This is a genomic window from Glaciihabitans tibetensis (genome assembly GCF_003003265.1).
Taxonomy (GTDB): Bacteria; Actinomycetota; Actinomycetes; order Actinomycetales; family Microbacteriaceae; genus Glaciihabitans; species Glaciihabitans tibetensis.
On the sequence record NZ_PVTL01000002.1, the window covers coordinates 222,614 to 236,262 of the forward strand.

The 13,649-nt window shown below is 66.1% G+C and carries 14 protein-coding genes; 7 read left to right on the forward strand and 7 right to left on the reverse strand.

Annotated features, from left to right (window positions below):
* The first annotated feature begins 26 nt into the window (after positions 1 to 26).
* The 3 genes from B0I08_RS04820 to B0I08_RS04830 all read left to right on the forward strand — a co-directional run bounded on the left by B0I08_RS04820 (position 27) and on the right by B0I08_RS04830 (position 3,078).
* The gene (locus B0I08_RS04820; RefSeq protein ID WP_106210379.1) at positions 27 to 1,343 is read left to right on the forward strand and encodes a glycosyltransferase 87 family protein; all 1,317 of its coding nucleotides are present in this window, start codon (positions 27 to 29) and stop codon (positions 1,341 to 1,343) included.
* A 2-nt stretch (positions 1,344 to 1,345) separates the two neighbouring features.
* Positions 1,346 to 1,663, forward strand: coding sequence for a thiamine-binding protein (locus tag B0I08_RS04825; protein ID WP_106210381.1), 318 nt, complete (start codon positions 1,346 to 1,348; stop codon positions 1,661 to 1,663).
* A gap of 158 nt (positions 1,664 to 1,821) precedes the next feature.
* The gene (locus B0I08_RS04830) at positions 1,822 to 3,078 is read left to right on the forward strand and encodes an MFS transporter (RefSeq protein ID WP_245884613.1); all 1,257 of its coding nucleotides are present in this window, start codon (positions 1,822 to 1,824) and stop codon (positions 3,076 to 3,078) included.
* Here the strand turns inward: B0I08_RS04830 and B0I08_RS04835 are convergent.
* From B0I08_RS04835 to B0I08_RS04865, 7 genes are all read right to left on the reverse strand, one after another.
* Positions 3,016 to 3,687 (reverse strand): response regulator transcription factor, encoded by a 672-nt coding sequence (locus B0I08_RS04835; RefSeq protein WP_106210385.1) that lies wholly within the window; start codon positions 3,685 to 3,687, stop codon positions 3,016 to 3,018. The two genes, B0I08_RS04830 and B0I08_RS04835, sit on opposite strands and share 63 nt — an antisense overlap.
* Positions 3,688 to 3,745: 58 nt before the next feature.
* Positions 3,746 to 4,969: a hypothetical protein gene (locus B0I08_RS04840; protein ID WP_106210387.1), complete on the reverse strand. Its 1,224-nt coding sequence runs from the start codon at positions 4,967 to 4,969 to the stop codon at positions 3,746 to 3,748.
* Positions 4,966 to 6,138, reverse strand: a complete 1,173-nt coding sequence (locus B0I08_RS04845) for a sensor histidine kinase (protein ID WP_106210389.1) — start codon at positions 6,136 to 6,138, stop codon at positions 4,966 to 4,968. The genes B0I08_RS04840 and B0I08_RS04845 overlap by 4 nt, the downstream gene beginning before the upstream one ends.
* Positions 6,139 to 6,230: 92 nt before the next feature.
* Positions 6,231 to 6,902 carry a response regulator transcription factor gene (locus B0I08_RS04850; protein ID WP_106210391.1) on the reverse strand — a complete coding sequence of 224 codons (672 nt, stop codon included), beginning with the start codon at positions 6,900 to 6,902 and terminating at the stop codon, positions 6,231 to 6,233.
* Positions 6,903 to 6,957: 55 nt separating this feature from the next.
* Positions 6,958 to 8,163, reverse strand: coding sequence for a homoserine O-acetyltransferase MetX (metX, locus tag B0I08_RS04855; RefSeq protein ID WP_106210393.1), 1,206 nt, complete (start codon positions 8,161 to 8,163; stop codon positions 6,958 to 6,960).
* Positions 8,164 to 8,171: 8 nt separating this feature from the next.
* Positions 8,172 to 9,611, reverse strand: coding sequence for a bifunctional o-acetylhomoserine/o-acetylserine sulfhydrylase (locus tag B0I08_RS04860; protein ID WP_106210817.1), 1,440 nt, complete (start codon positions 9,609 to 9,611; stop codon positions 8,172 to 8,174).
* 40 nt (positions 9,612 to 9,651) lie between these two features.
* Entirely contained in the window at positions 9,652 to 10,785 is a 1,134-nt protein-coding gene (locus B0I08_RS04865) for an acyltransferase family protein (protein WP_106210395.1), read from the reverse strand.
* Between the two features lie 38 nt (positions 10,786 to 10,823).
* Between B0I08_RS04865 and B0I08_RS04870 the strand changes: the two genes are divergently transcribed.
* From B0I08_RS04870 to B0I08_RS04885, 4 genes are read left to right on the forward strand one after another with little or no spacing between them, the layout of a single operon-like run.
* Positions 10,824 to 11,609 (forward strand): SDR family NAD(P)-dependent oxidoreductase, encoded by a 786-nt coding sequence (locus B0I08_RS04870; protein WP_181243224.1) that lies wholly within the window; start codon positions 10,824 to 10,826, stop codon positions 11,607 to 11,609.
* 56 nt (positions 11,610 to 11,665) lie between these two features.
* Entirely contained in the window at positions 11,666 to 12,178 is a 513-nt protein-coding gene (locus B0I08_RS04875) for a phosphoribosyltransferase (protein WP_106210399.1), read from the forward strand.
* A 28-nt stretch (positions 12,179 to 12,206) separates the two neighbouring features.
* Positions 12,207 to 12,920 carry a Type 1 glutamine amidotransferase-like domain-containing protein gene (locus B0I08_RS04880; protein ID WP_106210401.1) on the forward strand — a complete coding sequence of 238 codons (714 nt, stop codon included), beginning with the start codon at positions 12,207 to 12,209 and terminating at the stop codon, positions 12,918 to 12,920.
* A 3-nt stretch (positions 12,921 to 12,923) separates the two neighbouring features.
* Entirely contained in the window at positions 12,924 to 13,610 is a 687-nt protein-coding gene (locus B0I08_RS04885; RefSeq protein ID WP_106210403.1) for a uracil-DNA glycosylase, read from the forward strand.
* The last annotated feature ends 39 nt before the right edge of the window (positions 13,611 to 13,649 follow it).

Here is a 13,649-nt window from a genome sequence, read left to right on the forward strand (position 1 = left end):
CCCCGCCCCACCGGTACGCTGGGGCAATGACACAGGCCACCCCCACGCTGGCAGTACTGAGGTCTCGTACAACACGGGTGGCCACCGCCCAGGGTGTGCTCTGGGCGGCGTTTGTTCTCGTGCACCTGTGGCTCGGATACCTGAACTTCTACCCGTATTTTTACGGGCTGGGGGATGTCACGGGGGTCTACAAATTCTGGGCGGAACAGGCCCTCGTGGCGAACTCGTGGGTAGGGATCGACACCGAGTTCGTGTATCCGCTCGGGGCCCTCGTGCCGATCCTCGCCGCCGCCTCCTTCGGCCTGCCGGCCTATGCCAGCACCTGGATGATTTTGGTCGCGGTGGTCAACGCCGGGGCTTTCGCGTTTCTTACCGGCAGCCGGACCCTCGACGGTACCCGCCGGTTTGCGCCCATCGCGGCGTGGTGGTGGCTCGTCTTTCTCGTGCTGCTCGGCCCGATCGCGACGGGGCGGATCGACGCGTTCACCGTTCCGTTCGCGCTCGTCGGCCTTCTGCTGGCGGCCCGTCGTCCGGTCGTCGCCTCCGTTCTGCTCACCGTCGCCACCTGGATCAAGGTCTGGCCTGCGGTGTTGCTCGCGGCCGTACTGGTCGCTTCGCGACGGCGGGCCGGCGTGCTCTACGCCGCGGTTCTCACCAGCGCCGTCGTGCTCGGTGTGGCGCTGCTGCTCGGCAGCGGGGCAAATGTGCTCAGTTTTATCACCCAGCAGACCGGAAGGGGTCTGCAAATCGAGGCGCCGATCACCACGTTCTGGATGTGGCAGGCCGCCGCCGGAGTGCCCGGGGTCGGGGTCTACTACGACCTCGACATCCTCACCTACCAGATGACGGGTGCCGGGGTCGAGGTCGCGGCCGCCGTGATGACGCCCCTGCTGGTGCTGGTGGCCGCCGGGGTCTGCGTTCTCGGCTACCTCGTCGTGCGGCGGGCAGAACCCGGTGCCGCGCTGCCCGTGCTGCTCGCTCCGCTCTCGCTCGCGCTCGTGGTTGCGCTCATCGCTTTCAACAAGGTGGGCTCGCCGCAGTTCGTGCTGTGGCTCGCGGTTCCCATCGTGCTCGGGCTCGCCAGCGAGCGGGCGAGCGGCCTCTCATTTCGCACCCCCGCGGTTCTGGCGCTTGTCATCGCGCTGCTGACGCAGCTCATCTACCCGGTGTACTACGGAAACATCGTGGGACTGGACCCTTCGCTGCTCGGGGTGCTCACCCTGCGGAACCTTCTGTACTTCGTCCTGCTCGGCTGGGCGATCACTGTGCTCGTGCGGCTGGTGCGCGGTGGCAAGCTGGATGCGGGCGTTCTGCCCGCGCGTCGAGAAACCTCAGAGGAGTAATCATGCTTGTTGCCTTTTCCGTCGCCCCGAGCGGGGGCCCGGACTCCGGGGATTCCGTCCACAACGCAGTCGCTGCGGCCGTCGCGATCGTTCGCGCGTCTGGACTGCCCAACTCGACCGACTCGATGTTCACGACCATCGAGGGGGACTGGGACGAAGTCTTTGACGTAGTCAAGCGCGCGACGGAGGCGGTGGGGGCGTTTGGTTCCCGCGTCTCGCTCGTTCTCAAGGCAGACATCCGACCCGGCCACACCGGCGAAATCACCGGCAAAGTCGAACGACTCGAGAACGCGCTCGCCGAGGCCGACCTGCAGCAGTAATCGACCTACAGTAGTAGTTCAGGCAGAACTCGATGGGGAGCATGCCCTCCTTCTGAGACGCACCCGTCTCCCTCGAGAATGGCTCGTCGACCGTGACATCCGCTTCGCCTGCCCCCGCCCGGCCCCACCTCACTGGCCCGCCCCGGACGGGACGCGCCCTGACGCCCCGCGGGATCAACCTGGCCCTGCTCGCGCTGGCGCTCGGCGGATTCGCGATCGGTACAACCGAGTTCGTCGCCATGGGGCTGCTGCCCGAGCTCGCCGCTGACCTGTTGCCGGCCGTCTACGAAAGCAGCCCGGAGGACGCCACCGCCCAGGCCGGGATGCTCATCTCGGCCTACGCCCTCGGCGTGGTCGTGGGAGCGCCCACCATTGCCGCGCTGTCCGCGCGCTTCCCGCGCAAGAAGTTGCTGCTGGTGCTGCTGGTCGCGTTCACCCTCGGCACGGTCGCATCCGCTTTGCTCCCGTCGTTCACCCTGGTATTGCTCGCTCGTTTTGTGGCCGGCCTGCCGCACGGCGCCTATTTCGGAATCGCCGCTCTCGTGGCGGCCGAGTTGATGGGGCCGGGCAAACGCGGGCGCGGAATCGCAATCGTGCTCTCAGGGCTGACCATCGCCAATGTGATCGGCGTTCCCGCGATCACATTTCTTGGCCAGAACTCCGGCTGGCGAGTGGCCTACCTCGTTGTGGCCCTGTTGTTCGCGCTGACGTTTGTGGCGGTGTGGCTGGTTGTGCCGATGCAGGCGGGCGACCCGGGCGCCACCATGCGTCGCGAGCTGAAAGCGTTCTCCCGCATCCAGGTCTGGTTGACCCTGGCAATCGGGGCCGTGGGGTTCGGCGGGTTCTTCGCGGTCTACACCTACGTTGCGCCGGTGCTGACTGAGGTGACGGGCCTCGACGCGTCGCTTGTTCCGGTGGTGCTGGTATTCGCCGGCCTCGGGATGACGATCGGCAACTTCGTGGGGGGCCGCGTCTCCGACTGGAGGGTCATCCCCGGCCTGTTCATCTTCTTCGGGTTCCTGATGTTTGCGCTGCTCGGGCTCGCGCTCACCGCGCACACAGTAGTGGGCCTGTTTGTGTTCGTATTCCTCGTGGGCGCGGCGTCTTCTGGATTGTCGCCCGTGATCCAGACGCGGCTGATGGAGGTCGCGGAGGACAGCCAGACCCTGGCGGCAGCCGTGAACCACGCCTCACTGAACCTCGGCAACAGCCTCGGAGCGTACCTCGGCGGCGTCGTCATCGCCGCCGGGTACGGGTACCTCTCGCCCACCTGGGTGGGTCTGGCGCTCTGCGTGCCCGCGGTGATACTGGTGGTGCTTAGCGTGATTGTCGCCGCGCGGGGACGGACGCAATCACATCGCCGTGCTGATCTCGGTCTGCAGAAGGATGCCGTCCTGGATGGCACGCTTTCGTAGCGCCACCTTGGTGCCGACATCGATGCCCGCGACGCGGTACTTCTCGCGAATGCGCTTGAGGTAGCTCTTGGCCGTCTCCTCGGAGATTCCCAGCTGGAACGCGACAGCTTTGACCGGCTCGCCGCCGCCGTAGAGAGCCATCACGCGACGCTCCTGCGCGCTGAGTTTCGGCGCTCCCCCCACGTCACTCGCGTTCAGGGCGAGGTCGAGCTCGGCCGAGATGAACGACTCTCCCATCGCCGCGGCCCGGATGGCCTCCGCGATCATGCTGGCGTCTTCGCTCTTGACGATGTAGCCGAGCGCGCCTGCGGCCAGCGCCTCACGCACGACGTTCGGCTCGGAGTAGGTGCTCATCAGTACCACCTTGACTCCCGTTGTCTTGAGCGTCGAGATCTTCAGCGAGACGGGGATGTTGTCTTTCAGGTCCAGATCGAGCAGGACGACGTCCACCGGGAACCCGGGGTGCGTGAGCAGCTCCGGCCAGGTGGGCAGTGCGGCGATCATGTCGATGTCGGTCGCGGCGTTGCGAATCCATTCGGTCAGCGCGCCGAGCAGCATCCGATGATCGTCGACTATCGCCAGTCGGATGGGGGACTGTGCTGCGTTCACGTTGGATCCTCGTTCGGGTCGAAGTGCGGGCGTACTCGAAGTGCCGTGCAGGGGGCGTTCATCGGTCGACCGGGTTTTCAACCACACACACAATATCGAGTCGGAGGCTCGAGTTTTGAACGGAGTCGCGGTAGCGACCGATCTTTCTGATGGATTCCCACGTTGTTGGATCTACGCGATTGCGCGGGACTCCAATGGTGGTCACGACAATCGGCACTATCAGTCTATTTCCTGAGCGAGGCTCAGAAGTAGTCGCCACCGGACCAATCGCGATTTGCAGGGTGCGAAAGCTGTTCGTCTTCACTCCGTCGGTCACCAGGAGCCAGACCGCAGACAACAGGCCGTCGCGTTGGGTGTCGTCGAGCAGGCCCGCGAGGCTGCCCCGATCGATCAGGGTCACGGCCTTTCCGAGCGTTTCGGATTCGGTTACCGCGTGGTACAGCCAGGTCTCCCTGCGGCCCTCGATGAGATGGAGCCGCAGCTCGGTCGCGAGGGTTGCGGCCAGCGAGGCCGTGTCCGGCGTCAGGGGCAGGATGACCCGGCCGACCGCCACATCATCGAGCAGTTCCTCCGCGGCGAGGTCGAGTCGTGCCAGTTCTTCGGATGCCAGCATCCCGACCGCAAATCGAGGTGCGGACACCGTGCTCTGCACCAGGACACGGTCGAGCTCGACCTGGACCATTCGTCGAAACCCGCGGAGGGTGAACACGCCCACCACGGCGGGCAGAACGGCAATCGTGAGCGTGCCGAGCTGGATCGGCACGGTGTCCCCGTTCAACGGGGTATTCGCCAGGATGGCCACCACGAACGCCACGGCCAGCGCGCCCGTGGCGACCAGCAGCACGCGCGCGTTGATCAAGGTCAGCAGCAGCAGCAGGCCGAACCCCGCGGACACTGAGACTGACGCGTAGGCCCCGATATTGTGCATCGGCCAGATGGCGACGAAGTCCAGCGCGACGACCGCAGCGAGCAACGCGAGGTAGATGGCGTAGCTCCATCCCGGGAGGCGCCCGCCGACCGTGGCCAGGGTAATCACCGCCGCGCCGAAGCCCGCGAGGTAGATCAGCCAGGCGGCCAGGATCGGCGCTGTTGTGGGGTAGGTGCTCCAGTGCGTCGCAAACAGGATCAGGCCGTACAACACCTGTACGGAGGCGAGCACTGCGGTGCCCGTGCCGAGGTGTGCGGCCCCAAGGCTGGATCCGCGTTCGTTCGCCTGGAGGACGGCGTCCGGCGTGCGGTGACCTGCGGTCCAGGGCTGCCGATCACGGTGGCGCGGGCTCACTTGGGCACCTCCAGCACGACCGTCGTGCCGGCACCCGCGCTGGAGAACAGCCGCGCGTTGCCGCCGACCTCGCGCAGGCGTGCGACAACTGACTCCTTGAAACCCAGCTTGTCCTCGTCCACGTGCACCAGCTCGAAGCCGACGCCGGCGTCGGTGACGAGCGCGCGCACCGTCGTCGCGTCATCGGTGATGGTGACGTCGGCCCGCCGCACCCCGGAATGCCGACGGACGTTCTCCAGACACTCAGCCAGGGCAAGCAGGAACGCGTCGAGTACATCGCTTGGGAGCAGGACCTGGCCCGTGCCGTGCCAGGTCACCTCCAACCCCATTCGACCGAACCGCTGCTTCACCGACTCCAGGGTTGTGCCCAGCACGAACTCTTCGACCTGCTCGAGGTTGTAGACGCCGGAAGACTGGGGGGTGGGGGTGGCTCCCAGCCGGAGCTGGCGAAGCAGGCGCGCGTCGTCCGCGGCCTGCTGCTGCAGCGCGGCGGGAGCGACGCCGACCCCCGAGTGCGCCAGCAGCGTCAGGGTCGCCAGGACGGTGTCGTGCAGCAGCCGCGCCGACTGGCGCCGCTGCGCCTCGGTTTCGCTGGCGAGACGTTCGACCCGATGGGCCTTGCCGATGCTGTGGATCCGTCGTGCTGCCCGCGGCATACTGGCGCGGAGCCACGACCGGATCACCACGATCAGGGCCCAGCCCAGAAGGACGGAGAGTGAGATGGTGTTGGCGAATCCCTGGGGCGGGCCGCTGCTCTGCACGAGGGCGAGGCTGGCACCGGCGACGGCGGTCATCACCACAAGCCAGGCGATCGTTGCGGGCACGGCGAGGGCGAAGCTCGCAAGAGCGACCGCGGCCAACGGCACAACGGCCTGACGCAGGTCACCAAGGGAGCCCGCGAGCGGGCCATTGGCGGCGATGCTGGCGATCACGAGCGTCGCGCTGCCGGCGACCAGCCCGAGCGCGATCCAACGGCGCGCTTCGCTGCGACCCACCATGACGAGGGCGATCACGAGGCTCGCGAGGAACGGTGCAAACTCGAGCAGGACCCCGGGCGGAACGACGGGCGCGAGGCTGAGGCTCACCACAGACACCGCGGTGCCGATGAGGCCGATCAGGCGAGCGGTGCGGCGCAGCAGTCGATCGCGTTCCTTGAAGATGAGATCCATGTCAGGTGAATGCTGGCAGATTAAACCGCCCGCCGCAGTATCGCTTTGATCTCGGCGGCCGCCGCTGTCCGCGCGAAGAGCGCCAGCGCGAGCTACTCCGGGCTGAGCCAGCCCTCCCGGATGCCGTGGCGTCGCAGCAGGATGCGCGTGCCCACGTCGACGCCGACCTCACGGTACTTGCGCCTGCCGCGCTTGATATAGGACTTCACGGTCTCCTCGGTTGTCTCCATGTCGTAGGCGACTTCCTTGATGGAGCGTCCTCCCGCGTAGAGCACGAGGGCGCGAAGTTCCTGTCGGCCAAGACCGGGATCGGGTGTGGCGTTGTACTCGGCCAGGGCAGCCTGCATCGGCGCGGAGAGGTGCTGCTGGTGCACGGCTGCGGAGCGGATCGCGCTGACGAGCTCGTCGACGGATTCTGTCTTCGCCACGAACCCGAGCGCTCCCGCGTGAAGGGCTGTCGTGATTGACGCCGTGTCGGAGTGCCTGCTGATCACCACGGTGACCGAGCCGATCGCCGTGAGTGCGCGGATCTTGGTTCCGACGGGAATGCCGTCCTCGAGCCTGAGGTCAAGTACGACCACCTCGGGGGGAAATTCGGGGTTTGTGATGAGGCCACCCCAGGTCGTCTCGCTCGCGACGACGGTGATGCCGGTGTCGGGTGCGTTAAGGCGCGCTGTGAGTCCGTCGAGGACGAGCTGGTGGTCGTCAACGATCGCCACCCGTATCAAGGCGGCAGTTACTTCTTGGGCATTCGGTGGAGCCATGGTTTCCCCCTCCGATCAGCATACCAAAGGTGACAGAGCCTCGCTTGTCTACTTGTCAGGTGTCGAGAAGACGCCTAATATGTGATCCCACAAGTTCTTCCTCAATGAGGAACCCGTCGTGCCCAAACGCGGAGCCAATTACCGTCGCCGCACCGCCATCGATAGTGCTCGGCAGGGACGCCGCGATGATGTGCTGGTGCTCCTCCGGGAAGAGCCTGTCGCTGTCGATCGCGAGAACAAGCGCACGCGCCGTCACTCGAGCAAGGGCAGCGGCTACCCCGCCCCGGTCCCGACCGATGTCGTGCGAGCTCATCGCCTCGGCGAGGGTGATGTAGCTGTTCGCGTCGAATCGTCGAGTGAACTTGTTGCCGTGAAAGTCCAGGTAGCTCTCGACGGCGTAGCGACCTCCGCCGCCCAGCGGGGTGACACCGCTTTGCCAGGTTCGGTGAAAGCGTTCGTTGAGCTCGCCGGGGGAGCGATAGCTGAGCAACGCCATTCGCCTGGCCAGAGCGAGGCCGCGGTGAGGGCCTTCGCCCTCGGGCGCATCGTAGTAGTCGCCGTCAGCGAAGGCCGGGTCCATTCGCAGGATGTCGATTTGCACAGAGTTGAGGGCGATCTGGTCGGCGTCGCTGATCTCGGGGGCTGCGAGCACAGCGATGCGCTCCACGCGATCCGGGAACTCGACGGCCCACTCGAGCGTGTGCATCCCGCCCATCGACCCGCCGATGACCGCGGCCCAGCGTGTGATGCCGATCCGGTCGGAGAACGCCGCCTGGGCGCTGACCTGGTCGCGAATCGTGATGTACGGAAACCGCGCACCCCATTCGGTTCCGGTCGGAGAGAGGCTGGAGGGGCCGGTGCTGCCCTGGCAGCCTCCGATCATGTTCGGGGCAACAACGAACCAGCGGTTGGTGTCGATCGCCAGGCCGGGTCCGACAACGCCGCCCCACCACCCAGCAGTGGGATGCCCCGGGCCGGGAGGACCGCTCAGGTGGCTGTCGCCGGTTAGAGCGTGCAGGACGAGGATCGCGTTCGACCGATCGGCGTTCAGCTCACCGAAGCTCTCGTACGAGATTCGTACCCCGGGAAGCGATCCGCCCCGTTCGAGCGGGAGGTCGCCGACCGAGACGAAACGGCGATTGCCCGGCGGATCGCCCACGCGCCATGCACCCGTAGCCGGTGGTTTGCCGATGAGCGCGCGAGCGTTCGCCTCGGTGATGAACGCCGAGGGAACCGTGTCTTCGGAAGTCTGCCAGTCCATACCCGCCGTCAGGCTCGGGCCGACGCGGCGCTCGCCGCACGCGCCGCAGCGAATCCCGTACTCAGATCGGCGATGATGTCGTCGATGTTCTCGATGCCGATCGACAGGCGAACGAGCCCCGGCGTGACACCCGAGGTGAGCTGCTGCTCCGGGGTGAGCTGCGAGTGCGTGGTGGATGCGGGATGGATGATGAGGCTGCGCACGTCGCCGATGTTGGCGACGTGGCTGAACAGCGTCACGTTGTTGACGAGCGCGCGGCCCGCATCGACCCCACCCTTGAGCTCGAAGGACAGCACGCCGCCAACTCCGTTCGGCGCGTACCTGTTCGCCGCGGCATACCAGGGACTGGACGGCAGGCCGGAGTAGTTGACGGACGCAATATCTTCGTGGCCCTCCAGCCACTCCGCCACGGCCTGGGCATTCGCGACATGGCGTTCGATGCGCAGGCTCAGCGTCTCGATGCCCTGAATCAGCGAGAACGCGCTGTCCGGTGAGATGGCCGAACCGAGGTCGCGCAGCAATTGCACCCGGGCCTTGATGATGAAGGCGATGCCGTCACCCACCGCGCCGGTGTAGCTCACCCCGTGATAGCTCGGGTCGGGCTCGGTCAGCTCGGGAAACTTTTCGACGTTTTTCGACCACGCGAAGGTGCCGCCGTCCACAATGACGCCACCGATGACCGTGCCGTGCCCGCCGAGGTATTTGGTGGCGGAGTGCACCACGATGTCCGCGCCGAATTCAAACGGACGGATCAGGTACGGGGTCGCGATGGTGTTGTCGACGATGAGGGGGATGCCGTTGTCGTGGGCAACGTCGGCTACGAGTCGAATGTCGAGAATGTTGATCTTCGGGTTGCCGACGGTCTCGGCGTAGAACAGCTTGGTGTTGGGGCGCACCGCCGCGGCCCAGGCGGCGGCATCGTCCTGGTCCTCGACGAAGGTCGTCTCGATGCCCAGTTTGGCGAGCGTGTACTTGAACAGGTTGTAGGTGCCGCCGTAGATGGAGGACGACGAGACGATGTGGTCGCCGGCTTTGGCGAGATTCAGGACCGCGATGGTTTCTGCGGCCTGCCCGGATGCAACGAGGAGGGCTGCGGTGCCTCCCTCGAGGGCGGCGACGCGCTCTTCGACCACGGCCTGGGTCGGATTCTGGATGCGGGTGTAGATGTTGCCGAACTCCGCGAGAGCGAAGAGGTTCTTCGCGTGGTCGGCACTGTCGAACACGTACGAGGTGGTTTTGTAGATCGGCGTTGCACGGGCCTTCGTGACGGGGTCTGGTGCTGCGCCAGCGTGGACCTGCTTGGTTTCGAACTTCCAGTCGCTCATCGTGGGTTCTCCCTGCGCGTTTGTGGAGCGGATCGGATGTCCGCTCGCCACCGAGCCTAGGAAGCGCGACACATTTCGGCAACGGCACCAGACACAGAACGTAACGACCTCCCAAAGAGGCATCACCGCCCGCGGGCCCGGACGTGCCGGTGTGCTGCCCGGATCAGTCCCGTCGCGAGCCGGTCGGGTCGCGACGTGACTGTCGTGGGGCCGGATCGTCGACACCCCGGCGGGCGAACAACCAGTCGGCTTTCGGTTCGACCAGCGGATGGAAGATCCTCCGCACCAGGGGGCTGGAGAGGGCGATCGAGATCGCGACGCTGGCGAGCACCATGCTCAGAAGCCACATGAGCGAGGAGTGTTCGCCCTTCAGCACTCCGGTTTCCCGTAACGGATAGAGCACAAAACTGTGCAGCAGGTAGACGTACATCGTTGATTGGCCGAAGGCGGTCATCCAGGTTGCCGACCGCGGAATCAGGACGAAGAAGGCGGCGCTCAGCACCGTCGTGAGGAGGATGAGGCCGAGCCTCACCGCGCCGGCCCACCACGCGGTGCCGCCGAGGCCCGTGTAGGAGTCGTCGTAGAAAAACCAGCGGTGCAGCTCGAACGTGCGCAGTTGTTCGACAAAGACCCACACGGTGGCCAGCCACGCCGCGAGAACGCCGATCGCGGCGCCGCGGATGGGCCAGGTCTGCTTTTCGACGACGCGCCAGCGGTCGACGATGCCCCACTGCCGTGCTTTCCATCCGAGCACAAAGAAGGGGAGGATGCCGATGGTGCGGGACAGCGAAAAGGTGCTGTCAACGTTGCTGAAGTACCCGACGGCAATGGAAAAGATCACCGCCCAGAGCAGCGGAAAACGCAGCAGGACGAGGTAGGGCAGGATGAGGCGGAATATCCCGAGCGCCAGGAGGAACCACAGCGTCCAGGACGGCTGAGACGGGTTGAATCCGGTCTTTCCCTCGACCAAATACTGCACGCCGGTCCAGATGATCTCCATGATCGCGTAGGGCAACAGGATGTCGGTGATTACCTTGCGCATCTGGTGGCGGCCGGGCGGGTCGGCCTTCGAGAAGTAGCCACTGACGATCGCAAACGCCGGCATGTGGAAGGCGTAGATGAACAGGTAGAGAACGTACGCGTTATTGGAGTCGGCGGTGAGGCGCTGGATGCCATGCCCGATGACGACGAGGGTGATGCAGGCGAAACGGGCGTTGTCCCAGAAGGGCACACGTTTCTTCTCCGGGGCGGCCGGCGCGGTCGCGGATGCGGGGGCCAGGGGAGCGGTGGATGCCATTGGCAAAAGCCTAGTCGGAGGGACACTACGGTTGTCCCATGGGGAATAAACGTGTGGTTGTGACCGGTGCGAGCTCGGGAATCGGAGCGGCGACCGTTGCCCTGTTCCGTTCCCGCGGGTGGGACGTTGTGGGGGTGGCGCGTCGCGCTGATCGCCTCGAACAGCTCGCCGCGGAGACGGGCGCGGAAGTCTTTGCCGCCGATCTGACCAGCCAGGCGGACGTTGATGCCCTCCGCGACTATCTTGCGGCTTCTGGCGGCGTGCACGCGTTGGTGAACAATGCCGGTGGTGCCGTGGGCCTGGCTTCCGTCGAGGCCGGTTCGGACGAGGACTGGCGATGGATGTTTGAGATCAATGTGCTCGCTGTGAAGCGGGTCACCAGTGCGCTACTGCCCCTGCTGCGTGCCTCGGCCGCCGACGACGCCAACGACGATGGTGCCGCCATCGTGACCGTGACCTCGACCGCCGGCCACGTCGCTTACGAGGGTGGTGGCGGATACAACGCCGCGAAGTTCGCCGCCCACGCGCTGGTCTCCGTGCTGCGCCTGGAACTTGCGGGTGAACCGATCCGGGTGATCGAGGTCGCGCCGGGCATGGTCAAAACGGAAGAGTTCTCGCTGGTGCGCTTCGGCGGCGACCAGGACCGGGCCGATGCGGTCTACGAGGGAGTGGCCAACCCGCTGCTCGCCGACGACGTCGCCGAGACGATTGTGCACAGCATTGAGCTGCCGGCACACGTGAACGTTGATCTCGTCATTGTGAAGCCCGTGGCGCAGGCCGCAGCGCACAAGGTGGCGCGCGGCGCGCTGGCGGTAAAGCTCTAGCGTCACTGGCCGACCGTGTGGATCGGCGCGGCCACAATGGCCGGTACCGTTGGACCATGGGAAGCACAATCGACGAGACGACCGACGACACCGCTATCGAGAAAGAGGTGCTCGGATGGTTGGAGTTCGGTGAGGCCGCCCGCCACCTCGCCCGCGATGTGGCGCACAGCGATTTCGACCCGGAGGTGGTCATCGCGATCGCCCGCGGAGGACTGCTGCTCGCCGGTGCGATTGCCTACGCACTCGATATCAAGAGCTGTGGTGCCCTCAACGTCGAGTTCTACTCGGGCGTGAACGAGCGTCTTCCCGCGCCCATCATGCTTCCCCCCATGCTCGACGAGCCGTCGCTCGCGGGAAAACGCGTGCTGCTGGTCGACGACGTGTCCGACTCCGGGCGCACGCTGGCGATGGTCGTCGACCTGCTGGGCGCTGCCGGCGCTGACGTGCGCAGCGTGTGCCTGTACACCAAGCCGGGAACGGTGAAGGAGCCGGACTTCACCTGGCGTCGCACATCGCGATGGATCGCGTTCCCCTGGTCGTCTCTTCCCCCGGTTACCGTTGAGGACTAGAACCGCACGCACGTCGGAGAGGGAGTAGATGAGCATTCACTTGGTCGGCGGGGGATGGTCGGAAGACCTGTTTCGTCATTTCGTCGTGGAAGCTGGCTCCCGCGCGGCAGGCGCGGCACGCGTCATCCCGCGTATCGGCGTTCTTCTGCTCGCAGACGACGAAGCGAGTGGCCGCGAGCAAAGCGATCGCTACCGTTCGATGTTGTTGAGCATTGCGTCCTGCTCGCCGGTCATCACCGTCATTTCCGATGGCTCGGAGGCGACCTCGGACCTGCTGTCCGATATCGATGGGCTGCTCATCGGTGGTGGTCTTACCCCTGCGTACCTCGAAGCCGTCACCGGTCTTGTCGACGAGATCCGGCTGCTGGTTTCCGATGGCCTTCCGTACCTCGGATACTCCGCCGGAGCCGCCATTGCCGCAGACGCCGCGATCATCGGAGGATGGCTGATCGGCGAGGTGCCGGTCTGCGCGGAAGAGACCGGTGAGGAACTGGACGAAGTCACCGTCGTCGCCGGTCTCGGCCTGGTCGATCTGGCGATCGATGTGCACGCCGCGCAGTGGGGCACTCTCGCGCGTCTGATCGCGTCAACCGAGGCGGAACTGGTGGATGGCGGGGTGGCCATCGATGAGGAAACGGTGCTGATAGTCGGCGATGGAACGCTCCGGGTCGAGGGGCTGGGTAGCGTGTGGCGGGTGACCAACTCCACCGAGGGCGTGCTCGTTTCGACCCTCGGCAGCTGAGCGATGGCACCGCAGACCGGGCTGTTGTCTGACAGCGGGATCGATCCGAGCTGGGCTCGCGCGCTTGCGCCGGTGTCGGGCAGCCTCGCCACGGTGGGGGAGTTCCTCCGCACGGAAGTCGACGCCGGCCACCAATACCTTCCCGCCGCCCCCCACGTGTTGCGGGTGTTCCAACAACCGCTCGACGCCGTCCGGGTGCTCATCGTCGGGCAGGATCCCTACCCCACGCCCGGGCACCCCATCGGGCTGTCGTTTGCCGTCGACCGGTCGGTGCGTCCGGTGCCGAGGAGCCTGGCGAATATTTATCGGGAGCTCGCGGACGACATGGGGGTCGACGTGCCGGTGCACGGCGATCTCACTTCCTGGGCCGAGCAGGGCGTTCTGCTGCTCAACCGGGTGCTGACGGTACGAGCCGGAGTGGCCGGGTCTCACCGCGGTAAGGGCTGGGAGGCGGTCACCGAGGCAGCGATCGGCGCACTCGTTGCGCGGCCCCGTCCGCTGGTCGCGATTTTGTGGGGGCGGGATGCCGCTTCGCTCCGACCTCTGCTGGGCGACACGCCCACGATCACCTCCGCACACCCGAGCCCGCTGTCGGCCCGTCGCGGGTTCTTCGGGTCTGCACCGTTCAGCCGGGCCAACGCGATGCTGCGTGACCAAGGGGCAGCGCCGGTGGACTGGTCGATACACTGAAGCGCGAAGTGACCACGCTGGCGAAAGGCTCCAGACCCC